26 protein-coding genes are annotated in these 26,290 nt (G+C 48.2%); 23 read left to right on the forward strand and 3 right to left on the reverse strand.

Translation table 11 applies throughout. From position 1 onward, the window contains the following. The first annotated feature begins 702 nt into the window (after positions 1 to 702). The 17 genes from DFP95_RS26105 (at position 703) to DFP95_RS26185 (ending at position 13,735) form a co-directional block, all read left to right on the forward strand. The gene (locus tag DFP95_RS26105; protein WP_115995619.1) at positions 703 to 1,296 is read left to right on the forward strand and encodes a hypothetical protein; all 594 of its coding nucleotides are present in this window, start codon (positions 703 to 705) and stop codon (positions 1,294 to 1,296) included. Between the two features lie 49 nt (positions 1,297 to 1,345). Beyond that, positions 1,346 to 2,398, forward strand: a complete 1,053-nt coding sequence (locus DFP95_RS26110) for an SAF domain-containing protein (RefSeq protein ID WP_115995620.1) — start codon at positions 1,346 to 1,348, stop codon at positions 2,396 to 2,398. Beyond that, the gene (locus DFP95_RS26115; RefSeq protein ID WP_115995621.1) at positions 2,398 to 2,970 is read left to right on the forward strand and encodes a hypothetical protein; all 573 of its coding nucleotides are present in this window, start codon (positions 2,398 to 2,400) and stop codon (positions 2,968 to 2,970) included. The genes DFP95_RS26110 and DFP95_RS26115 overlap by 1 nt, the downstream gene beginning before the upstream one ends. Beyond that, the gene (locus DFP95_RS26120) at positions 2,967 to 3,758 is read left to right on the forward strand and encodes a CpaE/TadZ family protein (protein ID WP_115995622.1); all 792 of its coding nucleotides are present in this window, start codon (positions 2,967 to 2,969) and stop codon (positions 3,756 to 3,758) included. Before DFP95_RS26115 ends, DFP95_RS26120 begins: the two co-directional genes overlap by 4 nt. A 22-nt stretch (positions 3,759 to 3,780) precedes the next feature. Beyond that, complete coding sequence (locus tag DFP95_RS26125) at positions 3,781 to 5,610, forward strand: hypothetical protein (protein WP_115995623.1); 1,830 nt, start codon at positions 3,781 to 3,783, stop codon at positions 5,608 to 5,610. Between the two features lie 27 nt (positions 5,611 to 5,637). Beyond that, positions 5,638 to 7,632 carry a hypothetical protein gene (locus DFP95_RS26130; RefSeq protein ID WP_115995624.1) on the forward strand — a complete coding sequence of 665 codons (1,995 nt, stop codon included), beginning with the start codon at positions 5,638 to 5,640 and terminating at the stop codon, positions 7,630 to 7,632. A gap of 200 nt (positions 7,633 to 7,832) precedes the next feature. Continuing rightward, positions 7,833 to 8,381, forward strand: coding sequence for a hypothetical protein (locus DFP95_RS26135; protein WP_115995625.1), 549 nt, complete (start codon positions 7,833 to 7,835; stop codon positions 8,379 to 8,381). A gap of 147 nt (positions 8,382 to 8,528) precedes the next feature. After that, positions 8,529 to 8,975, forward strand: coding sequence for a hypothetical protein (locus DFP95_RS26140; RefSeq protein WP_147304223.1), 447 nt, complete (start codon positions 8,529 to 8,531; stop codon positions 8,973 to 8,975). Position 8,976: 1 nt separating this feature from the next. Continuing rightward, entirely contained in the window at positions 8,977 to 9,351 is a 375-nt protein-coding gene (locus DFP95_RS26145; protein ID WP_115995627.1) for a hypothetical protein, read from the forward strand. A gap of 5 nt (positions 9,352 to 9,356) precedes the next feature. Then, complete coding sequence (locus tag DFP95_RS26150) at positions 9,357 to 9,776, forward strand: hypothetical protein (RefSeq protein WP_115995628.1); 420 nt, start codon at positions 9,357 to 9,359, stop codon at positions 9,774 to 9,776. 13 nt (positions 9,777 to 9,789) lie between these two features. After that, entirely contained in the window at positions 9,790 to 10,077 is a 288-nt protein-coding gene (locus DFP95_RS26155) for a hypothetical protein (RefSeq protein WP_115995629.1), read from the forward strand. A 12-nt stretch (positions 10,078 to 10,089) separates the two neighbouring features. Beyond that, a complete protein-coding gene (locus tag DFP95_RS26160; RefSeq protein WP_115995630.1) occupies positions 10,090 to 10,539 on the forward strand; it encodes a hypothetical protein in 450 nt (149 codons plus the stop codon). Between the two features lie 7 nt (positions 10,540 to 10,546). Beyond that, entirely contained in the window at positions 10,547 to 11,518 is a 972-nt protein-coding gene (locus DFP95_RS26165; protein ID WP_115995631.1) for a hypothetical protein, read from the forward strand. A 36-nt stretch (positions 11,519 to 11,554) separates the two neighbouring features. Continuing rightward, a complete protein-coding gene (locus DFP95_RS26170; protein ID WP_181907617.1) occupies positions 11,555 to 12,517 on the forward strand; it encodes a M23 family metallopeptidase in 963 nt (320 codons plus the stop codon). Between the two features lie 15 nt (positions 12,518 to 12,532). Further along, on the forward strand, positions 12,533 to 13,111 hold the full coding sequence (locus DFP95_RS26175) for a hypothetical protein (RefSeq protein WP_115995633.1): 579 nt from the start codon (positions 12,533 to 12,535) through the stop codon (positions 13,109 to 13,111). Positions 13,112 to 13,134: 23 nt separating this feature from the next. Continuing rightward, complete coding sequence (locus DFP95_RS26180; RefSeq protein ID WP_115995634.1) at positions 13,135 to 13,389, forward strand: hypothetical protein; 255 nt, start codon at positions 13,135 to 13,137, stop codon at positions 13,387 to 13,389. Next, the gene (locus tag DFP95_RS26185; RefSeq protein WP_115995635.1) at positions 13,379 to 13,735 is read left to right on the forward strand and encodes a hypothetical protein; all 357 of its coding nucleotides are present in this window, start codon (positions 13,379 to 13,381) and stop codon (positions 13,733 to 13,735) included. The genes DFP95_RS26180 and DFP95_RS26185 overlap by 11 nt, the downstream gene beginning before the upstream one ends. Positions 13,736 to 13,761: 26 nt before the next feature. On the opposite strand, the gene DFP95_RS26190 is transcribed toward DFP95_RS26185, so the two are convergent. After that, complete coding sequence (locus DFP95_RS26190) at positions 13,762 to 14,130, reverse strand: hypothetical protein (protein WP_115995636.1); 369 nt, start codon at positions 14,128 to 14,130, stop codon at positions 13,762 to 13,764. Positions 14,131 to 14,166: 36 nt separating this feature from the next. Between DFP95_RS26190 and DFP95_RS26195 the strand changes: the two genes are divergently transcribed. The 4 genes from DFP95_RS26195 to DFP95_RS26210 all read left to right on the forward strand — a co-directional run bounded on the left by DFP95_RS26195 (position 14,167) and on the right by DFP95_RS26210 (position 19,274). Then, positions 14,167 to 14,643: a hypothetical protein gene (locus tag DFP95_RS26195; RefSeq protein WP_115995637.1), complete on the forward strand. Its 477-nt coding sequence runs from the start codon at positions 14,167 to 14,169 to the stop codon at positions 14,641 to 14,643. An 18-nt stretch (positions 14,644 to 14,661) separates the two neighbouring features. Then, a complete protein-coding gene (locus tag DFP95_RS26200; RefSeq protein WP_115995638.1) occupies positions 14,662 to 16,386 on the forward strand; it encodes a serine/threonine-protein kinase in 1,725 nt (574 codons plus the stop codon). A gap of 36 nt (positions 16,387 to 16,422) precedes the next feature. Beyond that, the gene (locus tag DFP95_RS26205) at positions 16,423 to 18,366 is read left to right on the forward strand and encodes a response regulator (RefSeq protein ID WP_115995639.1); all 1,944 of its coding nucleotides are present in this window, start codon (positions 16,423 to 16,425) and stop codon (positions 18,364 to 18,366) included. Between the two features lie 149 nt (positions 18,367 to 18,515). Continuing rightward, positions 18,516 to 19,274: a YheC/YheD family protein gene (locus DFP95_RS26210; protein WP_115995640.1), complete on the forward strand. Its 759-nt coding sequence runs from the start codon at positions 18,516 to 18,518 to the stop codon at positions 19,272 to 19,274. A 150-nt stretch (positions 19,275 to 19,424) separates the two neighbouring features. Here DFP95_RS26210 and DFP95_RS26215 read toward each other — a convergent pair whose 3' ends face one another. Together DFP95_RS26215 and DFP95_RS26220 are read right to left on the reverse strand one after the other, a co-directional pair. Beyond that, entirely contained in the window at positions 19,425 to 20,654 is a 1,230-nt protein-coding gene (locus DFP95_RS26215; RefSeq protein WP_115995641.1) for an aminopeptidase, read from the reverse strand. A 19-nt stretch (positions 20,655 to 20,673) separates the two neighbouring features. Beyond that, positions 20,674 to 21,432 (reverse strand): cyclase family protein, encoded by a 759-nt coding sequence (locus DFP95_RS26220; protein WP_115995642.1) that lies wholly within the window; start codon positions 21,430 to 21,432, stop codon positions 20,674 to 20,676. Positions 21,433 to 21,975: 543 nt separating this feature from the next. Between DFP95_RS26220 and DFP95_RS26225 the strand changes: the two genes are divergently transcribed. Both DFP95_RS26225 and DFP95_RS26230 read left to right on the forward strand, forming a co-directional pair. Continuing rightward, positions 21,976 to 22,854, forward strand: coding sequence for a GNAT family N-acetyltransferase (locus tag DFP95_RS26225; RefSeq protein WP_115995643.1), 879 nt, complete (start codon positions 21,976 to 21,978; stop codon positions 22,852 to 22,854). Between the two features lie 218 nt (positions 22,855 to 23,072). Further along, the coding region (locus DFP95_RS26230; RefSeq protein ID WP_245987986.1) for an S-layer homology domain-containing protein at positions 23,073 to 26,290 on the forward strand (3,218 nt) is incomplete at its 3' end.

Here is a 26,290-nt window from a genome sequence, read left to right on the forward strand (position 1 = left end):
CATACTGCATCTTCTTCATTACGTTCCCCTCCACCTTAATCTGATTGTATCGGAGTAAGGGGTGTACTGTCCAAATTCATTTGGGGGCTAAATAGTTTTCCTATAGTAAGAGTGTACTTTAAGTATAAAGTAATCTCTGCAACAGACATGTCACAAGTATTCTTCGATAACCATAACCCTTCAAGTTCTACCGACGCTTTAAAATTAGAAAAAGACGTATGGTACGGAGGATATAGTGATGTAGCTCTGTCTACTAATGCAGGTAACAAACCATGGTTGTCTTACGCTCTATATACTACTGAGAATATGTTTGCCAAAGGGAAGTACAATTATTCTATCTTAACATCTACTAATTAAATATTGCTTAATCCACACCTTCTGCAAGTCCACGACTAAAAACACACCAACCATTTACCTGCCAAGCGAGGAACTATTATGGGGAATTATACCCGTATCCTCGCGGGCAGGTTTTTTGTTGTCCCCATTATCTGACTTGTTTAGACACGATCCCCTATGATTTCCAAGTGAATTTCTGCCATTTCGAGTCGAATTATGGTCATTTCGAGGATACCCTGTTTCAGATCGAACCGACCTTGAATATACTAATGCTTATTCATAGGACTGAGGTTGTAGGTTGGAAGTATGCCATTTGTCTAACCTGAGACCTACCTGCAAGTCGTACAAGAAAAGCGGTGACAGGAATTGATTAGAAGAATAGCGATAGTAGGCTCTGGATTATCGCTACTCCTAATAGCTATCCTTCTGGCTATCTATTTGTTCGAGCCGGATAAGGAAACGACCCATTCGCTTACGGAGAAGCCCTTGAACAGGATCATTACAAGAGAAGCGGAGGCTAAGGGGGCTCATTATATGAATTACGTTCAGGATGGGACTCTGTACTTGGAAGATAGGAATACCAATCGGATCACTTCGTTAGGAAGAATAAATAATACGGTTCACGAAGTCATGAAGATAACTCACGGCAAGGCGATTACCTCTAATACCTATATCTCAGGAACTAGCTTGATAGATCCTGTGAGCCTGAATATCGGGATCCGGCAATCCATTCCCTATACATATGACTCGGACCTAGCCATGTCTTCGATCTACATAGAGTCACTGCTGGAAGACGGATGGGACATCATAGGTTATTACGGCGATGCGGATTATATCGATTACTTCATCAGTAAGCAGGGAGCGGTTAGCCGAGTGATCTTATTATCTAAGAGCATGAAGGTATTCTATGACATTCAAGGCGATATTCCAGATCCATTGAAGTTTACGACCAAGCGATAAGGCTTATTGCTAGTGAATTATAATCAAGAATTTCATGGGGGATGCAAGTATGAATATCGAATGGAATTTCAGGACCATAGCGATTGTCGTCGTGACGGTAATCGTGCTTATCGGAACCAACGTCGGTCAATATTTCGCGATTTGGGGACCTAAGCAAGAGAAACTGAAGCTATCCTATACCAATCAAATTACCGTTTTGCAGCAACAGCTTGATAGCATCGGCCCTATGGTCGGGATATGGACGATCAAGGATGGCGCGGAGGGAATATTCCCTGGGAAACAAATCGACGAAAGTGACTTCGACCTTAGAGAAATCCCGGAGTCTCTCGTTACTTCAAGCTTCGTGCTGGACCCCGAATCCATGATCGGCAAATATTACAAAATCGGACTGACTGCAGGAACGCCGCTTAGCCTTGACTTCGCTATGGATGATCCATTGGACGATACGACTAGGGAATACGATGTCGTGGCCAATGTGATGCCTATAGGATTAAAGGTAGGGGATTATATCGATTACAGGATCGTCTACCCGTTAGGCGAGGATTATATCGTCCTGACTCATAAGCGGATTGAAGCGATTCATGATAAAACCATCAAATTAAAGCTGAGCGAACAAGAAATTCACTTCTATCAAGCCGCGCTCATCGATTATTTCATCCAATCCAAGAACGGTGCCAGCTTGTATTTGGCGAAATACCTGGAGCCTGGCGTTCAGAAGCCCGCTATCACTTATTACGCTATTCCTAAGAATATCCAAGCGATTATGATTGCGGATCCGAATATCATCGAACAGATTAATCGTCAGCTCAACGAAACGACGAGAACGATCATTGATGCAGGAATCGCTAGCGTAATAGACGAGGTGGGCCAGGCCGTAGCGGCTGGGCGCAATGAAATCTCGGGAAAAATCGATAGCGGCGATGCGGAGAAGAAGAACGCGGACAAAGCCCAACTCGAAGCAGAGGCTCAGGCTGGCGCACTGGGGGGATCGGCAGCGCCGCCCGTCACTCCGGTCGAGGAAGCTCCAGTCGCTCCCGCCGAACAGAATTCTCCAGCTTCCGAAGCCCCGCTCTTGAATATTGAGAAGGGGGTAGTGGAGTAATGCTGATCGGAGTATACGGACTCACGGACAAGCGCCCTGTCATCTACGCCTTGATGAAGCTGCTTCAGGCTACCGGCGATGTCGCATTGTTCAGCAATAATCGTCATTACAGAAGATTGTTAGGTCCGGGTGAGTCCCAAGGCCATATGGCCAATATGATGATTGCGGTATCGGATGCATCTCCGGACGAGATATTCGAGGAGGTCGGCTATACCGCGGACGATTTCGATCACGTTATCTTCGACCTTCAAGACACGATCCCCGACAATCTGTCATTGGCCATATATGTTAAGAGCTATGAGTCCGGTGACGATGAGCAAGCCTTTCTCGAAGTGTTGGGAACCTATCACACGATCAAGCTGACCTACGATAGCAAGCGAGACAAGGGAGCGATTAACGTTAATCCAGTATCCTTAGTCTGGAAAAGCGTGGAACAAATCGAAGCTTACCGGATTCTGCGTCCCATTCCCTCGAAGACGTTAAATCAAGGACTAGCCAGTCTCATGGCACCTGTCCTGAAGATCACTACTAAGAATGCTTATACGCTACTAACCCGGAGGTGGGGCAAATGAGAATTGCCGTTATTTCTCCGGATCGCAGGCAAGGCGGAACGACGATTAGCGTCCTGCTAGCCTTGGCTCTCGCCCAGACGCAGAATCTGACGACCTGCCTGACGTATACCGGGAACAATAATAAGTCGATTACCGGTGCCCTTGGGCTAAAGCTGGTAGAGGACAAGACTCGTAATCTCACTCAGGTGATTAAGCTGTTGGAGGCCAATGCCATATCCGGCGACGAGATATTAGATTACTGCATCAAGGTTCCAGGAGTTCCTAACCTGCAGATCATTAATACAGCCTCGGATACGATATCTGATGCAGATAATGCGAGACTGCTGAAGTTTGTCATCGAGAACCTGAACCATCAGGTCGTCATTACGGATGTTACGACGGAGATCTATGACGATGTAACCAAGTCGGTAATCGATAATTCCGATCTGGTCATCATGGTACTCACGCAGTCCAAAGACGTAGGAGACAAGCTTAGCTACTGGGAATCGGCCGAGATCATAGAGTACCTCAATAAGAAGGGTTTGGTCTTCATCTTTAACCAGTACGATCCGTACGTTGAAGCATTCAGAGACACAACCAAGAGATTGAACCTGCGACATAGGCGTTGCGCGAAGATCAGCTATAACGCTTTTATCAAGAAAACCAGCAATATCGGCAAGCTGCAGACGATTCTTCCCTTCATCCTTAAGAAGGATCCTCGCGTAATTGAGCTAAACAACGATCTGAAAGAATGTCTCATGATGGTTCTGGCTAACTTAGGCAGGAAAACGGTTTGGCCGCAACAATAAATGCGGCGTAGGAGGTTTACTCGTGAGTTTAAACACGCTTCTCATTATCGGTACCTTCATAAGCATCGCGGCGTTCGTGGTGATTCTTTACTTGAAGTCCAAGCGGGAAAGATCTGACTTCGAACAAGCAGATAAATTAACAATGGACCGGCTGCTCGAAATCGTAAAGTACAGCTTGGCCGATCTAGTTAAGGATGAGAATTTCTCGGGCTTGGCGGACGAAGAATTTGAATCCATGTATAAACGTAAAGCGCGAATTCAAGAGGCGATGCAGAATTGCGTCTTCGGTATCGATTCGGCCAAGCTTATCGTCCAGGATCTGATAAGAAGCATTATCGCAGATCTATTGAAGACCGAGAGTGAGATCGCCGATGTCTATGATTTTCATGGGAGTTATGTAGAGCCTCGAATTAAGTTCGAAATTCTTATGTACTTCTATAAGAAACAGTACGGCAAGGATGCCTTGTCCGAGATGATCAATGAATACAGGCTGGCTAGGGAACGTTACGAGATCGAGGAGAAAACGCAGGCTTCTTATCTGATTACGAACGAGGATATCGACGCCATCTATGCGGAGAAGAACTTCGAAATTACGTATCCCGTCATGCTGGATATTCTCTCGATCATCATTTATCAGAAGTATAAGGGCTTTGGCATCATTGATACGCTTCGGGAAATGAACATCAACGGCTTCAACTGCGGGACTTCGGGCTCGATCCTTAGCGCTTTACTCAACAAGGATAAGAAAATCATGAAGGCACCTAGATCGGTCTGGCTTTATTTTAACGGTAAGTACATTCATCTTAGGTTCCTGACCTTTAATTCGGAGGAGGAATTAAGAAGAGTCGTACAGCTCTTGTGCCGTTACAACAATCCAGGTCCGTTGACGGAGAAGCGGGGTTACCTCGTTAATACGATGTTCGATAAGTCGAGGGTATTGGCCTTGAGGCCGCCGGCTTCCGAATATTGGGCTGTGTTCGTACGGAAGTTTACCCTAAGCGACTCCTCTCTGCCCGCACTCATCGATAAGCCGTATGTCAATCAAGCTTTCTTGGCCATCAACCTCGTGCAATATCTCATGATGGGTCAGGTAACCTGCGGATTCACCGGAAGACAAGGTGCTGGTAAAACGGTCATGATGACCGCGGCGGTTAAGTACATAGACCCTAGATATACGGTTCGCGTACTGGAGATGGCACCTGAGATGTACTTACGGGAATTATATCCGGAGAGAAACATCTTGTCCGTTCAAGAGACGGAGTATGTATCCGCGGCGGAGCTGCAGGATGCGCTCAAGAAATCGGATGCGGCCGTATCTATCGTAGGGGAAGTTGCGACGGATGCGATTGCGGCCCGAATGATCCAGATGGGTCAGGTTGCCTCTATCTTCACGATTTTCTCTCATCATGCCAATGTAGCGGAGCAATTGGTGTATGCGATCCGGAATTCGCTCGTTAACGCCGGCGGGTTCACCGGCAACATGATTACGGCCGAGCAGCAGGTCATCGACGTCATCAGGGTTGATATCCATCTTAACTATACGACGGATGGCCGAAGGTATATTGAAAGAATATCCGAGATCGTAAGGCTGGATTTGAGCATTCCCTACCCGGACTATGATCCTAGTAACCCGGTGCATTCGATGAACGAGATTACCAAGGAATACTATAACCGGCAAACCGATAGGAAGTCGTTCACGACCCGGGATATTCTGAAATACAACCTGGAAACGGACACTTATGAAACGTACGAGTGGTTCACGACCGATCTTACTCAGAAGATGCTTGAGGTTATGCCTCCGGATAAAATCAAGGATTTCAAGAAATTTATTCTAGATCATTGGAGGTTATGAGTACATGCCTGCAGCATGGAATAAATTATGATCTTCCTGATCGTTGCGATCTTCCTGACGGCTGTCTTCGGAGTAACGATGATCATCGCTTCGGACAAGAAGAAGTCGAGATCCAGAAGAGGCATGGCGAAGAAACAGAAGGGCCTCATTTCCTTAGCAACATACTATAAGCTGCATAAGTTTATGGATGATTTTTTCTTGACACGGGGTAGCTATCGGAAGGTAAAATCCAAGGTTTCCGAGCTGTCCGTATATACAAGCCAGGAAATACAAATCTATTCCGTTCGCGTTTACTTGATTTCAACATTAGCTTCGGTGGCTCTAGTCGTACTGGGAGCTCTTATCTTCCGGGATTTGTTCTCCACCTTACTCGTGCTGCTGTATGCCATCATCATGAATACAGTGATCGTGGGCAAGCAAATCGATAGCGTTCACTTCAAGCTTCTGAAGCAGCTGGCGATGGCGTTATCCTCGTTGAGGCAAAATTACTTAAGACTTAACTCTATTCCGCAAGCCATTGGAGAAGTTGAAGCTGGTTCGGAGCTACACCGAGCCTTCGAGGATATTTATTTCATTCTGACGGACGTCGATGGTAAGAAACGTTTAGACGAGTTTTACTCGACGACTCCATTTAAGCTGTTATGCACGCTTGCCGGCGTCTGTTACATCTTGAATAACGCTGGGGATACCAAGCTTCGCGACGGTTCGTCTAACTTCCTTCAAGCGATGGGAATGATGTCCGACGAGGTTAACCTGGAGATTAGAAGAATATCGATGCAGAAAGCAAGGTTCGGTATGCTCGAATATTTGCCGGTAGCGCCCTTGCTCGCCATTGGTGTCATTGAAGGCTTCTTCACTTCCATTATCCCGGGAACCTCGGTGATCTATAGCGGAGCCATCGGCTACATCTCTAGAATTGTTATCTTGCTAGCATCGATCATTGGGTACACGGTCATCGTTAAGGTGAATAGCGCCGTATCGGTCAGTAAGGATGACAGAAATCGAATCGTTATGCGGCTGCTCAGGAGAGAATGGTTTGCCGAGCTCGTGAATCATTTCATGCCCAAGAGGCAATTCAAGAAAGCTAGAAAGCAGCGCCTTATCAAGAGCGCTCTTAGTATGACGGATCTACGGCATATGTACGCCAGTAAAATAATGTTCTTCGCCGTGGCGTTCCTCGTGACCATCGTTTGTACGTTCTTCGCAATCAATCTCGGTAAGCAATTTGTGTACAACAATGTTAAAGAAGTCTCTCTCGTCGGAGGAGAGAAACTGACCTCCGAGGATATCCGAATTCGGAAAGAGATGGACAAGTATTATTTATCCTTGCCGCAGAAGCCTAGCGATAATGAAACGAAAGAGTTCGTTAAAGCCAGATTGCCCAAGCTGCCGCCGTTCGATCAGGATGCGCAAATCAAGCGGTTGAAGGAGAAGTACGACAGTTATCATAACGCGCATTACAAATGGTGGATGGTATGGATTGCTTTCTTCGTAGCCTTGGCCTTTACCAAGCTTCCTGAAATTCTATTAAGAGGCAGAGCCTGGTTGCTCAAGACAGAGAGCGAAGAGGACGTATTGCAGCTGCAGACGATTATATCGATTCTAATGAATACGTCAACGGACACTCTAGACACCTTATATTGGCTAGAGCGACAGAGCAGGGTACATAAGAATGCCATCCTAGATGCGTACCACGAGTATCCTTCTAACCCGGACTTGGCTCTGAACCGCCTGAAAGCGAAAGCGATTCTGCCGGGGTTTAAGAGAATGGTGGACAAGCTGCTGCTGACGGTTCATCAGATTACTTTAGCTGAAGCCTTTAGCGATCTGGTCAGCGAGCGAGACCATGTTATGAGAATCAGGGAAATATCCCAGAATACGACGCTTAACAAGAAGAGGTCGATGGTTAGCCCGCTGGCAATGGCGCCGCTCGTATTAACGGCGATTCTCTATATCCTATTGCCGCTTGGCATTCTTGGCTTTAAGGAATTTATGTCCGCTCTAGCTAATGTAGGTTACTAGTGGGATGAAGGCTTATTTTAAGGGGGTGAGTTACCGATTGGATAATGTGCCGTGGATCGCAGTTGCTTCGCTGGCGGTCCTTCTCATTGCCGGAGTATGCGTGTTCGTATTCTGGCGGCAGAGAAGATAGGTTAAGTCGGTTAGGTAGGAAGTCAATTCAATTGGAAATTCAAAAATAGGATATGGGGAGTGAGTAATCAATGGAAGGTGAATTAGGATCAGGAGCGAGGATAGCCATTGCTCTTATCGTTATCGGGGTTATTATTTCCGTTATTTTCGTTATTTTGGGATTTACGAGAGGTACGACTAACCAAGGGATTACAACCGTGCAGAACTCTATGGATTCGATGTCGTTGGCTCAATTTGACGATTATGACCAACAGATTCTATCGGGTACTCAAGTGCTTTCGGGTGTTAAGTTATTTGAAGGTCGTCCTGTCGGCACGGTCGTACGTACGAAATTAACGTCGCCTCCTGGGGCCGGTTATAACTATGGTGCTCAATTTACCGGAACGAGTGGAACTCCGCCAATCACAATCGTTATACCGGCTAAAGCTGCGGGCAACAATTTTTACACATTGGATATTTCAATTTCTACTTCTACTGGATCAATGTCTTACAACATGAATTATCTTCCGATGAAGGCTTCCGGTACAGCGCCTTACGTACGCCCTACTGCCAAATTTCTGTCAGAGCTTATTAAAGACAGTACAGGAACCATCGTAGGAATTTGTTTCACACAGCAATAGAGAAACATGGATGCGGACCTATGTACGGCAACGTACGTAGGTCTCATCCAAGTCATTTGTATACTGTTAGGGTCCATGATCCGGATATTCTATTTCTCTGTTGTGGGTTCTTATAGAGTATAGAAATGGCTTACGAAGGGAGAGGGAATGATGAATGAATGGCCTGCGGCCGTGTGGGCGAGCATAAGCGCGATGACTGCCGCCATGGTTCTTAGTTTTATTATCGTACTAGGCTCTTTCGCCCGGCAAGGGGCTGCTATACAGCAGGAAGACGATAGTGCGGTCGCGATCGTGAAGGAATATCGTCAATACAATCAATACGACAATACGACTAATCTTTATCCGCAGGATGTAATATCCGCGATCGCCGAATCAAGAGGAACGCCGGAAATTTGGGTGGAAAGGGCGGCGGGTACGGAGACCTTCAGGAAGTGGACGGCAGCGACTCCGCCTGAAGAATTCGGTACTGCTTATCTGATGGAGCCGGTTCTAGCGACTTCATCCGAAATATTCTATACCTCCGCTAAATTCAGAGCAACCTTGGAGAAGGACCTCAACGGCTCGATCATCAATATCCAATTTAGGAGGCAATAACGTGGATAACGAGGTAAGCAATAGTATTCATATCGTTGTTCAAGTCATCGTGATTTCCGTCATTATCGGCATCCTGGCCTTGTTTACGACGATGAGTCAGAGCTTCGGCAGAGGGGCGGCGGCTACTATAGCGGATACGCAAGCGGAAACGTACGCCACGGAGCTCAAGAATACGGCCGACTACGGAGCCGTTCCTTCCGCTTCCGTCTTCGTCATGCTGCAGAAGAACGCGAATGCGATCCAATCCATATCCGGTCACGCCTACGGAGTAACGATTACCAAAGCCGACGATCTTACTCGGCTATTCGATAGAAAAATAAGATTAACCGTTATTGAAACCAACGATCTCTATTCCGTGACGATAGGGGAGAAATAGGCAGCATGAATGAAGCCGACGATTCGTTCGATGCGATTATCCTCATTATGGTATTAGCTATATTCACCCCGGTCATGATCTATTGCGCCATTCCTTTTTTTAAGGGCGATGTAGGAGGGTTCGGCGTGCAAATCGAGAAAGCCGCCCCGAGCACGGAAAGCGAGATTGTGCCTACCCGGAGAGTGATTAAGGCGAACGATATTTTATTGATGCTGGTCGTAGCCGATAAATATGCTCCGCAACCGAAGAAGATAACGCTAAATCCATCCGGTTCCCCGTCCGAATTTTCGTTAGACTCGGCCTTCTTAAATAATAAGGCTCTGTATTTGCAAGACGCTAAGGCCGCCCTGCCAGCCAACGTGAACGTTCGGCTCTCGCTGTATTCCGGTCCGTCGGGAATGAGATTCTGGGGAGTTAATCCCTGAGGAGATGAGTGAAATGAAGCTACTCGGATTGCTAATACCGACTTTCAGGAAAGGTACGTCCGTCATTGTCGAAGAGGCAACCTGCGCCCGCGGAGCGATCGCGGAGAACCTCTTCCGCTATTTGGATCCTAACCGTAAATATAAGGGAATGTTATACGGCTCGCCGAAACGGGGCGCCAAGGGGCTAGTCGTCTCATTGATTAAATATAAGGAAGCTTCGGGAGAAACGAGTATATACTGCGGGGTGCTTATTAAAGAACAGCTATACGCCATAGAAGAAAGCAGATTGACGAGAGCCTAGGGGGCAGCGGGCATGACCGATATCTTCAATAAAATACTGGGAGTGCTTCTGGCTTTCACCGTTCTAGCGGGAGGGCCGCTCGTCATTAATACGATGAGCAAGGATCTGACCATGAATAGAAGCGTGCTGAACGAGATGACGAATATGATCAACAAGGTTGCGGATAACGGCAGGTTGTCCCAAGAGGACTTATCGGATTTTTATTTGGGAATATCTTCTTACGGCGTCACTATGGATGCCGAAGTGAAAAGATACATGAAGGTCATTAACCCTGACGGAGCGGGAGGAACCTATAGCTCCTACATGTATAGCGATGATCTGACGTCTTGGAACCAAGGAGATATCATCAAGATTACGGTAAAGGCGGTTGATTATACGTCCGCCCAAAGAATTCAGTATAGGCTCTTGCACTTAAGCCCTCCTAAGTTCGATCAGACCTTAGCCGGCATGGTGAGAAAGTAGGCCGATCATGAGCAGGAATTTTGGCGTCGTTAATATAGTGGCCGTGCTGTTCATAGCGGCCCTGTTGTTAGGCTATATGAATTACGTAAACAAAGAAAACAACGAAATCGAACGATTGAAGCTCTCTTATGCCATAGATTACGCATCCGATGCGGGAGCTATGGCGATGTTGAAAACCAGTAATCTGGACATGGATTACTCGGAGGGGATGTCGTTCACGATGGATCCTCAGCTGGCGTTGGATACGTTCATAGACGTTTTTTGCTTTAACTATGATCTACAGCCCACCGCAGAGAATCGGGCTTTGGTTAAGGATTATATTCCCGTAGCCGCGGTAGCGACTAACGACGGATATTACTTGGCCTCGCCACGCTTGGTCAGGAACGGCGGCGGAAATTATCCGGAGAATTCGGCGAACGACGTGGACTGGGATCTGGTATTCGGAATGAAAACTCCGTATTCCTACACTTACGGCGGGACGAGCTATGCCTTGAACATGGGACTTGAAGACACGATAGCGTTAACGGGCAGCAGCTTAACCAAAGAAGCGGGATTGCCTCCAACGGCTACCGGCCCCATGTCCAGGGAGGATGCGCATGCCTACATCAACAATCTGATATCTACGGATATGGCGAACAGCATTAACGATACGAACAAGGATAATCCCAATTGGAAGAACGCCTTCTACATCCCTAGTCAATTAACGACCTTTAGCGGCGTCAATTCCATTGAAGGTCCAAGCTTCCTCGCCCTCGTACAGGGCGTGACGCTGTCGACGGCTAGACCTATCGATGGCTTCAGCATAGCCGGCACCAAGATCGCCACGGCTAGAATGGTTGCCGGTTATACGAGGGGCGATATCCAATATTACGCTTACGCGGATAAGGTGCCAAGCAGTATCGAGATTGACGATTTATTCACCTCAATCAAGGAAGCCGCATTAAATGGATACTTTTTCGATGCCCTGTATATGCGATGAATGAACGACAACATACGAGAGGAGGTAGCGGGTTGCATGCAAAGAGTCGTTACTCTGATCCTATTGCTGACGCTGCTGCTATGGCTTCAGCCGTTGGCTTATGCAGAAGATGCCTCCGTACTGCTGGGGAAATACGGGATGGCCACAACCGACCCGGAAATTGAAGGCGAGAAGCTCGATCTATTGGAAGAGGAATATCGTGTCGTGTCTTATAAGGTCAATACGAATACGATGTTATCTTCGGCTTATGACTTGCACGATCAGTATTATGCAAGCAGATTAGCGAGCATGGACTCGGAGATCTATGCCCTAGCTGACGAGCTTACTTCGATTAGCGTGCAAATGGGAGACAGCAAGGAGGAGGAAGTGCCCTATATCTTGGAGCTTGATTCCAAGTACAGGGCTGTATCCGACCAACTGGATCTTAGACGTCAGGCTAGGAATGGCTGGATGGAATCGCAAAAAGAAGCAGTCGAAGCGCCGCCTCTCTCTCAATCTACGCAAGACATAGTTAAATTGAATGCCATAAGCGATCGACTGGATAAGCAGAAAGCAAAGGTTCAACTAGCTAGGTCTTATCCCGACTTAGGGGATATATCGAGTTTCAGTTCGCCCCTTGCTATCCCCGTGCAAATGACTTCGCCGTTCGGAATGAGATTAGATCCCCTGACTAGAGAGGCTATGACCTTTCATAAGGGGATGGATATGAGCGCTCCGATCGGAACGCACGTCTTAGCCGCATTTAACGGTTATGTGGAAGAAGCATCCGAGAACTCGGAGCTCGGAACTTACGTCATTGTGAACCACGGTCATGGAATTCAAACGCTTTACGGTCATTTATCGAGTTATCGAGTCGTTCAAGGACAAACCGTGAAGCAATATGAACAGATCGCCGAGTCTGGCAATTCAGGATCCCGCACGACCGGCCCTCATTTGCATTTCGGAGTATTCATTGGCGGGCAAGCGTTAGATCCCGGGATTATCGTACCGCATAGTTAAGTGGGGGGAATACGAATGATAGTCGTTTCGAGAAAAAGATATTTACCGGTAATGGTTAACACTCTCGTACTGGCCAAGGAGGATTGGTATTACTACATTCACAGGGATGTGTACGACCAGGCCACCATATTAGCCGATCGATTCGAAACGCTGCAGAGCCTAGTCGATTTAGTCGGGGGCAACCAAGGGAAAGAGGAGACGGTAGCCTGGTTCTATGGAACGGCTCCCAAGCCTTTGCACGTCTTAGCTCCTTATCTCGCATTAATCGACGGAGAAGTCGAGCGGGATATTGAGCTTTGCTGCGGAGTGCTTCATGTCATTACGGCTATGATCAACGTTCGAAGCTTTATCCTTAAGCCGATGGAGATTAGAAAAAGCGTCTCGTTCTCCGTTTCTATTAGAGAAGAATACGAGATGGCTTGGGAGCGTTTCTTTTCAACCTCGGTCCCGTACGAGAAGCGCGACGAAGCTGCGCCGTATCCGCTCCAAGCTCAGGCACAGCCGATTCAAAGGGCTTTCGAAGTTCCGAATGTCGTAATCGATGAAGCTTCAAGCCGTACGGAGAAGAACGCGACGAGAAAATTGCTTCTATAAGAACAGTATTGGAGGATTGGAATATGAGCCAGAGCCAGTTAAATGAGTCGATATCGGTAATCGCGAATGAATTAAACTCATTGCTTTCGGATGCATCCGATCTGAGGGCGTTATATGGCGAAGCTTCAGCCGCATGCGACCTGACGTTCATTAAGATACTCGAACTGAAATACGAAGCCTTGGCAGAAGAAATTAAGAAGCTGACCGAGTCCGTGTCGTCCGTGCAAGAGAGCTTAATCGATGTTAGCGAATTGGAGGGCATTGGCCATGGGCGGTAAAACTAAGATTTTAGACCCTAAGCAGCTTCAAGCTATTTTCCTGGAAAGTCGCCGATTCGAACAAAAGGCAGGCGTTAGCCTGCAAAACATTCAGACCCAACTTGGTAAATGGAACGATCCTACCCATCCGATCAGCCTGTCCGACAAACGGGAAATTGCCGTGAAAGACGCGTTATCTCGGGTTAGCAACGGAATTGCATCTCTGAAGCAGACTATGGAGAGCACAAGCGAGTTTATCGACGGCAAGTTACTCTTGGCTGCCCAATTGGCGCAAGAGGACTTGGGCTTTGCGGGTTCTTCGGATAAAGCAAAAGGCATTCCGTATGATTTGAAGTTAAAAAAGTAAACCAATTGCCTCTATCGACGATCAGTCTAGTAAAGGTAGACGGCAATAGCTACGCATAGGGCAACAAATAAGAAGAAGGCGGTCCAGATCCAGGCCAGTCTAAGACTCGCTTTGGTATTCCGTGCTTCATAATCGAGAAGATGATCGCTTCTCGGTATATCAACCGTTTGCTTGTAATCCCCGCATACTAGAGACAATAGCATCAGCTCGTCTTCCGGAGTGATGTCCGATGAATCCATATCGGGAGACGCGACGATTTCAATAGATTGACTGCTGTTATCCCTGATGACGCCAACGCCATTATCGCACGCAAAATAGGAATAAGATCCTGGAATTATGTGTTGGGTTCCGAAACGGGCAGAGAATTCAGCAGGGGTTATCTCGCTTGTTTTCAATACCGACACTCCCTTTGTTTAGAAACGGGGTTAGCTATGGCTTACTTAGGGATTGCTGTTTTTATTGCCGGCGTTTTGTTCTTATTTACGACTTCTTCTGGTGCCAATCATGCAAAAGGAATGAGGAAGGGCAGGTCGGAGCTTATTCCCCCGGAGCTGTACGATTTCCTGGAGGAAGCGGACGATGCTTATATTTTAACACATCAGACCGCCGAAATTAGCAGTTTCAGCAAGTATGCCAGCAACTCGGTTTGTAATGAGGTGCTTGAAGGGATTTACAAGAAACCGGCAAAAATGTTCGGCACGAAAAATTATAGGGATCGAACTTGGACCGTCATAGATCGACAGGAAGACGAAATCGTTCTGCGGAAAGAGATCGCGCACAGATCTATCAAGGTAAAGAAGGGAATTCGCCTGACTCTAGGCGATCATATGATCGAGCTTTGGACAGTATCGCTACACTCACGGGGATATTTAATCGAAGAAGTGCTTGAAATGCAGGCTTGGAATTGAGAAAGGGGAGGCTTGGATATGGGCTTTCAGCCGGAAGTTAGTGCCCGAATCATGATTAACGGCAAGTCCTATCAATTCGGGGAGCATCCCCATGCCCAAGGAGTACCTTATGGCCAAGAAGGGCGCCAAGGTACGGTTTACTTGCTCTACGGCGAGAACGATAGAGAGAAGAAAGCGCTGAAGGTGTTCCGTAACAAATTCGTTGACCCCTCCATGGTGTTCCTTACGCAGCAATTAACGAAGCATAAAGCAATGGCCGGGCTAATGGCATGCGAGCGATTCGTCGTGACGCCCCAGAATAATGCGGAGCTTCTGGCTAAGGATCCGGAGCTTCTATACGCGGTCGTGATGTCTTGGGTTGAGGGTCCAACATGGATGGACGTACTGCTCAATAAACAACGTTTAACGAGAAAACAGAGCTTTTCAGCGGCATTCGCCTTGACGCAAGCTTTAATGGATATGGAGCAACGAGGGCTGGCGCACTGCGATCTATCGGCTCCTAACGTCATTATGTCAATGCTTGACGATAAGCTATGGGATGTCAAACCGGTAGACTATGTTCAATTGATAGATTTGGAGCAGATGTTCTCGTCACAGTTGGAAAGACCGGAGCATATTCCGGCGGGGTCACCTGGCTACGCTAAGCAGACGGCGACTCAGTCGTTAATGTGGGGGGCGCATGCGGATCGGTTCGCCGGTGCTATGCTTATCGTAGAGATGCTTGGCGCGTGCACGGATACTTTCATGGACAATGCCTGGGGCGAAAGCTATTTTGCTCCGACCGAAATGCAGAGTCGCTGCAATCGCTTCGATCTATTGATGTATGGCATACGAACGAATTGGGGAGATGCTCTTGCCTCTTTATTCGCGCGCGCATGGGGAAGCGAAGTACTTACTCAATGTCCGACCTTCGCGGAATGGGCGATGGAGCTTTCGAAGATGGAGTCGACGATTAGGAGCGAGACTGCCGGAGCCGCCGCGATCGTGACGGTTCAGGAAAGAGTCGCAATTAAGCAATCCCCGGTTGGGTCTAGTAACGGAGAAGCGCTTCAGCAGGCGAAGCGGCTTGAGGCAAACGGCAATCATCAAGAGGCGATAGAGGTCTATCGATCTATCTATGTCGATAATCCGCATCCTAGCATGGTTAAAGAAATCGAGATAGCGATATCTAATTTAGAGGGGAAGCTGCATAAGGCTAAGCCTCATAAGCTAACTTCGGGAGCTTCCCGAGGGGGAAATAAGCTGTGGATTTCTTCGGTTTTCTTCTTGCTTATGGTAATCGGATTTTTAACGTATAAGGTATACGGCAATGCCGACAATGCTTCGGCAAAGTCCGAGCTGGCTTCCGCGAATCTTACCATCGGAAGCATGAGCCAAGCTATTGCCGAGGGGGAACAACAAATCGTCGAGCTTACATCCCGGTTGAAGGAGCAAAGCAAGCCGCCGACCCAGAAGAGAATAGATTGGATTAACTTGCTTAACAAGGATTACGAAGAAATTACAAGGATTGCCCAGTCGACAGAAGCGACGAAATCGGAATTGGACAAGAAAACATTCGAGGCTTCCGAGGCTTATATCAACCACCTTTTCGACTTCGTGAAGGTTTCTTATCAATTGGACCAGCAATGGGCCGACCGAACGAATATCGTTCAGGGCTATTACTTCCCTTACATGTATAATCGCAATCGGAATGCGCAGCTAAATCTTCAGTTTTTCGAGAGCTATAAGGATAACTTCCGATAGGGAACAAATTTATCATGATTATAGGGGGATACTTAAGTGATATACGGAGCGTCGTTAGGACCATTCGTCAAGAAAGCCCTGATTGAAAAAGGGTTTCAAACGAACGTGAGCAAAATCATTGAAACCCTTCCTATCGATCCTGCCATCTCGAATATGGATGCCGTGATTCTAAGTCCAAAGGATATGAGCGGGGCATTAGGTAAAGGGTTGGTCGCGGCGATACAACGAAAGCATCCTTCCATTGAAATCATTTATTTCTATCAGAAGGATCAGGAAGCCGAAGCTATTACCGGAGAAGTCAGGAAGATCAAAGTCGGCAAGGTCAATCTGGAGGAAATACAAGCCGGGCTTAACCAAACGGTGGAGCTTCAATCCATAGGAAGCGATAACAGAATAATAAGTTCGGGGGACAACAAGACCTATTCCGCTTCCCGTACTCCTCCTTTCCCGCTAACATCGGTCGACGAAACGATCCTGCTTCCCGTAGAGGGCGCAGCACTTGAGCCCGAAGTCATTCCTGAATCGGAGCCCCAACCGGGCCCGCGCAGGAAAACCTTGGAGCAAAGGGTCTTGGAAATGGGGCAATATGCCGATTTCGACTTCTTCAGGCAATCGCTTCAGAAGGATCAGGTGTTATCGGATCTCATGAGCGAGAATATTCAATATGCCGGCCTGGTTAACGTTCTTGACGCTTTCGATCAACAGATAGCTCGCGTATTCAAGAATGAATCGTTAACCGCAGAATCCAGGTTTGACCAACTGAAGCAGATCGGAATAGATCGTTCGGCTTATGTCGGTCTGGAACGCGGTATGCTAGCCGATAAAATAATCGCGATTATGGAAGCGATCGTAAGCTCCGCGGAAGCGACCGTCGAGGCGCGGGTCGATCAGGTTAGAGAGGCGCTCGGTACCGTTGCAACGATTCATTTGGTGTATCAAGATCGAGAGAAGCTTCAGACTCTTGTCGATTCAAGGCTGAGCATCCAGATGGATCTTATGGAGCTTTCCAAAGAGATTATCGAAGTGTACATGGCGATGGACAGAAGCGTGACCGAATTGCTCGAGGTTATGAATGAGCAATTTCCATCTAAGAATACTTACGTTAACGAATTGATGAAGCCGATACAGCCTCTATTCTTGCCGCAGAATATCGGTTTGGTGACGAATAAGCTGATCGGCGATCTGCAAAAAAATAAGGTGGCGCTTTCGATCGTCGAGGAGAAAATCAAGAAGCTGATTACCCTCGTATTCAAGCTGTGCGAGGAGGATGCCACCCTTATCGATTACCAGCAGAAGCTCATTAACATCCTGCTTGCCCAGAGGGTAGAGGATGTTGTGATCGTCGATAATCTGATCAAGAATGCTCTTCGCGTCTTCGTTGGGCCAGCCGAAACCGGTCGTACATCTACGGCCTTAACCTGGTCGGGAGTCGTCTCGCGTAGGCAGAATACGCTCTTGCTTGATCTTACGGGGACTTCAAAGCTACGGCAATATGGGATGGAGCCGATAAGCTTGGACGAGTTCTTATCCGATCGCTTGGAGCGTCCTTTCGTATGTATTGAAGGCGACTTGGAAGACGATCCGGACAGGGCGGATTTCGTGGTATCGGAATTGAAGATGCGCCTTAATTATTATGCCCATATCAACGTCATCCTGGATTCAACGCAAACCGTTCTGTTAAACCGCTTAGCCAAGTCGGCGTTATCCGTACATTTCATCACCGATTGCACGCCAAGAGGAACAAAGTTATTAAAGCAGACGGTAGAAGCTTTCCATGAAGACAATGTGGCCCGAAAGGTCATTCTAATAGATCCGCCTATAGATCCGTTTAGGGTGCTTGAGGATTTATCCGTTGATCCCCTGCTAGCGAAGATCATAATCATCCCGAGGCTCCAGTATATTCGCGCTTGTTCTCTAAATCATGCCAGGCCTTTTGACAACAGGGATATCGTGGATGTATTTGAAGAAGCTTTTAGATAAGTATTAGGATGCCGAAGTCGCGTTCAACGGCTGCTCCTGATCATGACTTGTGCTCCGCCCATTGCCGGAAAGCATAGGAGCAGGGCTATAGCACGAACAAGCCTCAAAGTCCTCTCATATGTTATAGAAACGGAGAGGATGTGGATGTCGTGAGGAGCTACTCGAGTACTAGCATCAAGAGCAAGTGGACAAAAACGAAGTGGCTGCTTAAGAGTTCCGAGATTCGGGACTACGTTCCCCGAACGGAACGCTTTGACCGAAGCGGGCTTAGAAGTATGCTTGCCCGGTATTCGACTGTCTTCTTCAAGCCTAACGGAGGTACGGGAGGCTTCCATATTTATCGCATCACGAAGCTAAAGAGCGGATATCTCGTTCAGCATAATGCCTCGAAAATCCGATTTGCTACTTTTGATGCCCTCTACGCGCGATTGTCGGTATACGAACGGGCTCAGTCGTTTTTGCTGCAGAAGGGCATCCAGCTTGCTTCGACGAAAGGCAGGCCCTTCGACATCCGCGTCATGGTTCAGAAAGAGGACGATGGCAGATGGAAGAGCACCGCGTTATTTACGAAAATCGGGAAATCGGAGAAGGTAGCCACGAATTACAATCAAGGGGGTAAAATCGGATATTTCCGGCAAACGCTGTCCGGTGCGGGGTTCGGAGAAGCCGCTATTAATAGTAAGGAGCTTGAGTTGAAAAGGCTCGGAGTGTCGGTAGGGCGACTGTTCGATAAGCGCAAGCAAGGATTCCGGGAGCTGGGCCTTGACGTTGCCCTTGATCGCAAGGGCAGGGCTTGGATTCTGGAGGTTAACACAAGGCCGCAGTTCTATCCGCTTAAGCGTATGGGAGACAATGGAATGTATCGCCGGATTCTATCTTATGCTCAGAAATACGGAAGGAAGAAATAGAAGAAAGAATCAAGTCCGAATAAGAACGGTTGGTTACTCTCCGATTACGGAAAGGTCATCGCGTTTAAAGAAACGCACAGACTACTTCGCACGAATGCGGAGTGGTCTGTGCAGTTTGCGAGGCATCACCCGATGTGCTCGGATTGCCTCTTAGAACGCCCAATTGCCGTTACGAAACACCGGCTCGACCTGGCCGTCCTTGGTGATGCCGTCGATATCCATCTCGGCCGAGCCGATCATGAAGTCGACGTGCAGGATGCTCTGGTTAAGACCGACTTGTTCCAGCTCTTCGCGGGACATGGTCGTGCCGCCTTCAACGCAAGTCGGGTATGCATTGCCCAAGGCCAGATGGTTGGAAGCATTCTCGTCGAACAGCGTATTGAAGAAAACGATGTTCGAATCCGATATCGGAGACCGGTGCGGAACTAGCGCGACTTCTCCCAAGTATCTCGAATCGTTATCCAAGTCCAGCATCGCCTTCAGGGAGTCGTAGCCTTTCTCCGCTTCGAAATCCACGACTCGTCCATTCTCGAACGTAAGACTGAAATTCTCGATCAGATTCCCTTGATGGCTCAGCGGCTTAGTGCTTCGCACGACTCCGTGCGTGCCGTCTCTATGCGGTGCAGTATAGACCTCTTCGGTAGGCACGTTCGGGTTGAACGTATTGCCGTGCTCGTTATTCGAGATGCCTCCGTTCCAGAGGTGATTGTCCGGCAATTCAATGATGAGATCCGTTCCCGGAGCCCGATAGTGAAGCTTCTTGTATTGTTTACCGTCCAAATAAGCGCGCTTGGAGAGCAGGGTGTTGTTATGCTCCTCCCAAGCCTGTACGGGGTTGTCTTGTTTGACGCGAACCGCATGGAAGATCGCTTCCCATAGCGCTTCGACGGCTGACTGAGTATCCAGTTCAGGGAAGACCAGCTTAGCCCAGTTGTCCGAAGGAGCCGCAACGATGGACCACGTCATTCTCTTTGACGACATGTATTTTCTAAATATGGCGAGGGCGGCCGAGGAGATCCGCGAGTAATCCGCAATCCGCTTAGGATCGATATCCATCAGAAGCTCGGGATCGTCGGTCTTGATTAGCAGATAGGCTCCGCCTTGCTCCGCTAAATCCGTCATGGCTTGCGCCCGCCACGTCGGATATTGCTTAAACGCTTCGTCGGGCGCAAGTCCGTATGTGAGCTTCGTAATTTGTTCGTCCTGCCATTCGACATGGACCCTTTTCGCGCCGACTTCATAAGCGCGTTTGACAATCAGGCGCACGAGTTCCGGAAGATGAATAGGCGCGTTGATCCACAGATCCTGACCAGGTTGAATATTCGAAGCAGTTCTGACGATTAGATCAGCATATTTTTCTAAATCTACAACTGTCGGCATCGGTAATTCCTCCTGTTCCTTAGTCTTCGAAAATCGCAACCGGGCGGGCCCAGCCGGCACTAGCCTTCTCCACTTTCACTGGGAAGCAGCTGACTTTGAAGCCGAACGGCTTTGGAATTTGCTCCAGGTTCGCAAGCTTCTCGATCTGGCAATATTCCCGGTCTTTGCCTACATAATGGGCTGCCCACAGGACGCCTTCCCTAGGTTGAGCTTTATAGGCTTCTGCCTGCAGGTTAAGAGGAATATCCCATCCCCAGCCGTCGGTTCCTACGACTTTAATTCCCTGATCCAATAGCCAACGAGTAGCATCGGCTGAAACTCCGGCGTGCAGAAACGCATAATGCTCATGGTACAGACGTTTGTCCGCATCGGTTCGAATAAGCACGATATCGAGCGGCTTCAGAGTATATCCGATTCGACCAAGCTCAGCTATCAGATCTTCGGTGGTAATCTCGTAACCGGGCGGCTTAGCGCTGAAATCAAGCAATACGCCATTGGAATAGAACCATTCGAGCGGCATTTCGTCTATCGTTCTAGCCGGCTTTCCTTCCGAAGTAGGCCAATAATGCCATGGCGCATCGATATGAGTGCCCGCATGCGTGTTGAGAGTGACCGTTTCCGTCGCCCACGCTTTGCTTTCGGGAAAATCGTCCGGCTGTAAGCCAAGAGCGGCCGCCGCTTGCTTTGCTCCACCTTCGTGGGTTGAATATTCTATCTTTGCGGGCAATGGCTCGCGAATATTAGGACTGATGGGAACGCTTAAGTCGATAAGTTTCATTTGTTCTCCTCGCTATCTCTTTCCAATTATAAACACATTTTTTAGTTATATAATCAAACCCGAATATAACCTTAATGGATTACAATTTTAATGTCAAAAAAATAGAGGGATTAGACGATATATGAGTATTATTTAATTTATTAAGATAATTTTGGAATGTACATAGTCCCGGGCTAATTCCGCAAATACGAGTCGCTTCCCGTAACCGTGACCCAAATCGATAACTTGAATTTTTTCCCTCATTGGAAGATGGCGACCAACACCGCGAACATCGGATCCGGCGCGGCATGGGCGTAACGGCCAAACGGCCGATCGCCAACGTGGTTTGATTTCTTGGCAGTTCTATCAACGGTCGCAATGTGGTGCAGCCGAATCGAATAGAAAGCAAGTTAAGCATTAATCCAGGGTTACTCCTCAAGCGGTCTAAGGACTGCTTAAGGAGTAACCCTGGACTTATTTTCAACGGCTTTTTGTAGGGGAGTCAATGATATAATAGGAGAAAATGGCATTCCGATAACTCCTAAAGAAGGAGGAGTAAGTTAGATGATTACATACGATAAAATGAGCAAATTATCGGCTGTAGACATGGTTGCGCTTTGGAACAAGGGGTTTGAAGGGTATTATATACCCATCGATATGAACTTGGATAGGTTTCTGGCAAGAGCCGTTAGCGAAGGGCTTTCCCTGGAGCACTCCTTAGTGGTATATGATCAAGATGAACCTATTGGTTTCGCGATGAACGGATTCCGGGTCGTAGACGGGAAAAAAGTAGCCTGGAACGGAGGTACCGGCATTTCGTCCGAGCATAGGGGCAAAGGAATCGGCAAATTGCTGATAGAACGAAATTTGCAGTATTACCGCGAACTGGAAGTGGATATTGCTTTGCTTGAAGCACTCGTCCAGAACGAACGCGCGATAAAGCTGTACCGAAATGCGGGCTATGACATTATCGAACGGTTAATTAGCTTACAGCATACCGAAGCCCTGGACGTCAGTCCGTTGCGATCGGCCAACCCTCGCCCCTACGCAATCAGAAAGGGACAGCCGTCGGAGGTCAAGGAGCTATCGTTCTACAAGATTTTTGCCTCGTGGCAAACGCAATGGTCCAGTACGAAAGACTTGGAATGCTTAATCGTGTCCGATGGCAACGAAGCGGTGGGCTATGCGTATTATAAACGGGCTTACGGACAAGACGGAAAGTTGACGTCGATCGCGCTTTACCAATGCGAATCGATGCCGGGCCGCGCCGATGCGGTGGATATCCTAAAGGCAGCTATAAGTGAAGTAGTTGATCCCTTAGAGCTTCATTGTAAACGATTAGCCATTAACTTAAGAAAATCCAACGAGGAACTCATCGGGTTATTAGAGAGTATCGGATTTACCTCTTTTGCGGAACAGGTACACATGAAGATTCAATTATAAGAATACAAGGGTAGTCTCGCTTTGATTCAAGGCGAGGCTATTTATCGTTTTCGGCAGTGCAAATGAATTTCCGACAAAATATCCGCATTTTACCGCTATTTTACCGACAACATTTAACATTCTCTTATTAAGAATATTTTAAGGGAGTGTTATTTTTGAAGAGCGGAAAAGTAAAAAAAAGCATAGTCAGTTTCTTCCTGATGTTAGGCTTCCTATTGATGACAATAGGTGCTACTAATGCCAACAGTCCATCTGATATCGACAACAACTGGGCGAAAGCTACCATTAACCAGTGGGTAGATCGGGGATGGGCGGAAGGTCACGCCGATGGGACCTTTAAACCGAATAATGAAATTACTAGAGCGGAGGTTGCCGCGCTAATTAATAGAGCATTTGGATTTAGGGGCAGTGCTTCGAAAGATTTTAAGGATGTAAAATCCACTGATTGGTATTACAAAGACGTTAGTGCAGCCGTCGATGCAAAATATATGACAGGGTATACGGATGGAACCTTCAAACCGAATGAGAAGATCAGCCGTCAAGAATTGGCCGTTATGGCTGCCAAGATATTAAAGCTGGCTAATTCGGATTCTTATAGAAACTTTGTAGACACCGTTAATAGCCCAGCATGGAGTAAGGGCGGCATCGGTGCGGTTATCGATGCGAAGATAATAAGCGGATTTCCTGACAAATCCTTCCGGCCGTATAAGCTGGCGACTAGAGCAGAGGTTATCGTTATTTTAGACAAGGCCTTCAAGTTGAGCGGGAATACCGTAACCTACAACTATAGTAGGCAGGGCACGTACGGTCCTAGTACCGGCGAGACAGTCGTGGACGGAAACGTAGTTGTTAAGGCCCCAGGAATAACCCTGCGGAACCTATCCATTAAGGGTGATTTGTTGCTTGAAGAAGGCATCGGAGACGGCGAAGCATATCTGGAAAACGTAACCGTCAGCGGTAAAACCACCATAAAGGGCGGCGGGTCGAACAGCATTCATTTTAAGGATTCCGCATTGGTAAACGTAATCGTCAACAAAACGGACGATAAGATTCGGATCGTTATTGAAGGCATCACTACTATTCAAGATATTATTGTCGAATCCGGAGCGAAGCTTGAAGAAGCGGACGATGCTGCTGAAGGAGGAGTCAAGAAGGTTACGCTTTCGGAACTATTGCCTGCTGGAAGCAAGGTAGAGTTGGTAGGCTCGTTCGATAAGGTAGACATTCTGACTACAGGCATTCGCGTTATTATTCCCAAGGGGTCGGTACAGCAATTAATCGTAGCTCCGAATGCGACGAATACGAATATCGATTTAAGCAAGGATACGACAATTGTTGAATTAGTATTAGACGCAAACGCTAATATAGTCGGAGAAGGAAAAATAGAAAAAGCTACGATAAATTCCAATGGCTCGACGCTTGAGAAGAAGCCCGAAACCGTAAAATTCAAGGAAGGCGTAACCGCTAAATTTGGAAATGAATCGGTTCCTTCCAATCCAACAAACGGTTCTCCGCCTGTGTCGACTCCTCCGCCGACCGCCGCTGAATTAGCCGCGACCGCAGACGTTGTCGATGCCGAGGTCGCGGCGAACGAATTAGCCGGAGATGGAACGGACGCTCAAGCAACGATAGGTGCGGCGCAGGGTGATCGGGATGCAGCTATGTCAGCGGTGACGGCATTACCGAGCAGTACGGCGAAGACTTCCTTGGTTAGCAGATTGACAGCGGTTCAATCCATAATTGACAATGCACAGGATGCGTTGGACGCAGTAAAAGCGGCGACTGCGGAAGTAGAAGTTGCCGAAGCCGCTGCGAACGGATTAACGGGAGACGGAACGGATACGCAAGCAGCTATCGATGCTGCGCAAGGTGATCGGGATGCAACAGCGCCGGCGGTGACGGCACTGCCAAACAGTACGGCGAAAACATCGTTAATGAGCAGACTTGCGGGGGTTCAATCGGAGATAGACGATGCACAAGTTGCATTAGATGCTGTAATTGCAGCAACTATGGAAGTGGACGCTGCCGAAGTCGCGGTAAATGGACTGGCTGGAGACGGAACGGATACGCAAGCAATTATCGATGCTGCGCAATCTGACTATAATGCGGCATCGACAGCGGTGGACGCATTGCCGAGCAGTACGGCGAAAACATCGTTAATGAGCAGACTTGCGGGGGTTCAATCGGAGATAGACGATGCACAGGATGCGTTGGATGCAGTAAATGCGGCGACAGCGGAGGTAGAAGTTGCCGAAGCCGCGGTAAATGGACTGGCTGGAGACGGAACGGATACTCAAGCGGCTATCGATGCTGCGCAAGGTGATCGGGATGCAGCATCGCCGGCGGTGACGGCGTTGCCTGATAGCACGGTGAAAACATCGTTAATGAGCAGACTTGCTGGGGTTCAATCCACGATAGACGATGCACAGGATGCGTTGGAAGCGTTAGATGCAATAAATGCAGCGACAGCGGAAGTAGAGGCTGCGGAAGCCTCGGCAAACGGATTGGTGGGAGACGGAACGGACGCGCAAGCAGCTATCGATGCTGCGCAAGGTGATCGGGATGTAGCATCGCCGGCGGTGACGGCACTGCCAAACAGTACGGCGAAAACATCGTTAACGAACAGGCTTGCGGCGGTTCAAGCGGAGATTGACGACGCACAGGATGCGTTGGACTCTGTAAATGCAGCGATAGCGGAAGTAGACGCTGCCGAAGCCTCGGCAGACGGATTAGCGGGAGACGGAACGGATACGCAAGCAGCCATCGATGCTGCGCAATCTGACTATAATGCGACATCGACAGCGGTGGACGCATTGCCGAGCAGTACGGCGAAAATATCGTTAATAAGCAGACTTGCGGCGGTTCAATCCACGATAGACGATGCACAGGATGCGTTGGATGCAGTAAACGCAGCGACCGTGGAAGTAGATGCAGCCGAAGCCTCGGCAAACGGATTAACGGGAGACGGAACGGATACGCAAGCGACTATCGATGCTGCGCAAGGTGATCGGGATGCAGCATCACCTTCGGTGACTGCATTGCCTAACAGCACGGCGAAAACATCGTTAACGAGCAGACTTGCGGGGGTTCAATCCACGATAGACGATGCACAGAATGCGTTAGATGCAGTAAATGCGGCGACAGCGGAAGTAGAGGTTGCCGAAGCCGTATCGAACGGATTAACGGGAGACGGAACGGATACGCAAGCGACTATCGATGCTGCGCAAGGTGATCGGGATGCAGCATCACCTTCGGTGACTGCATTGCCTAACAGCACGGCGAAAACATCGTTAACGAGCAGACTTGCGGGGGTTCAATCCACGATAGACGATGCACAGAATGCGTTAGATGCAGTAAATGCGGCGACAGCGGAAGTAGAGGTTGCCGAAGCCGTATCGAACGGATTAACGGGAGACGGAACGGATACGCAAGCAGC

This window comes from Cohnella lupini (genome assembly GCF_003386205.1).
Taxonomy (GTDB): domain Bacteria; phylum Bacillota; class Bacilli; order Paenibacillales; family Paenibacillaceae; genus Cohnella; species Cohnella lupini.

Coding starts and splice junctions, on each gene's coding strand:
- DFP95_RS26130 (WP_115995624.1), top strand. CDS start 5,638: ATGATCTTCCTGATCGTTGCGATCTTCCTGACGGCTGTCTTCGGAGTA.
- DFP95_RS26225 (WP_115995643.1), top strand. CDS start 21,976: ATGATTACATACGATAAAATGAGCAAATTATCGGCTGTAGACATGGTT.
- DFP95_RS26165 (WP_115995631.1), top strand. CDS start 10,547: ATGAGCAGGAATTTTGGCGTCGTTAATATAGTGGCCGTGCTGTTCATA.
- DFP95_RS26115 (WP_115995621.1), top strand. CDS start 2,398: ATGCTGATCGGAGTATACGGACTCACGGACAAGCGCCCTGTCATCTAC.
- DFP95_RS26120 (WP_115995622.1), top strand. CDS start 2,967: ATGAGAATTGCCGTTATTTCTCCGGATCGCAGGCAAGGCGGAACGACG.
- DFP95_RS26200 (WP_115995638.1), top strand. CDS start 14,662: ATGGGCTTTCAGCCGGAAGTTAGTGCCCGAATCATGATTAACGGCAAG.
- DFP95_RS26215 (WP_115995641.1), bottom strand. CDS start 20,654: ATGCCGACAGTTGTAGATTTAGAAAAATATGCTGATCTAATCGTCAGA.
- DFP95_RS26170 (WP_181907617.1), top strand. CDS start 11,555: ATGCAAAGAGTCGTTACTCTGATCCTATTGCTGACGCTGCTGCTATGG.
- DFP95_RS26220 (WP_115995642.1), bottom strand. CDS start 21,432: ATGAAACTTATCGACTTAAGCGTTCCCATCAGTCCTAATATTCGCGAG.
- DFP95_RS26160 (WP_115995630.1), top strand. CDS start 10,090: ATGACCGATATCTTCAATAAAATACTGGGAGTGCTTCTGGCTTTCACC.
- DFP95_RS26185 (WP_115995635.1), top strand. CDS start 13,379: ATGGGCGGTAAAACTAAGATTTTAGACCCTAAGCAGCTTCAAGCTATT.
- DFP95_RS26135 (WP_115995625.1), top strand. CDS start 7,833: ATGGAAGGTGAATTAGGATCAGGAGCGAGGATAGCCATTGCTCTTATC.
- DFP95_RS26175 (WP_115995633.1), top strand. CDS start 12,533: ATGATAGTCGTTTCGAGAAAAAGATATTTACCGGTAATGGTTAACACT.
- DFP95_RS26110 (WP_115995620.1), top strand. CDS start 1,346: ATGAATATCGAATGGAATTTCAGGACCATAGCGATTGTCGTCGTGACG.
- DFP95_RS26180 (WP_115995634.1), top strand. CDS start 13,135: ATGAGCCAGAGCCAGTTAAATGAGTCGATATCGGTAATCGCGAATGAA.
- DFP95_RS26195 (WP_115995637.1), top strand. CDS start 14,167: ATGGCTTACTTAGGGATTGCTGTTTTTATTGCCGGCGTTTTGTTCTTA.
- DFP95_RS26140 (WP_147304223.1), top strand. CDS start 8,529: ATGATGAATGAATGGCCTGCGGCCGTGTGGGCGAGCATAAGCGCGATG.
- DFP95_RS26155 (WP_115995629.1), top strand. CDS start 9,790: ATGAAGCTACTCGGATTGCTAATACCGACTTTCAGGAAAGGTACGTCC.
- DFP95_RS26150 (WP_115995628.1), top strand. CDS start 9,357: ATGAATGAAGCCGACGATTCGTTCGATGCGATTATCCTCATTATGGTA.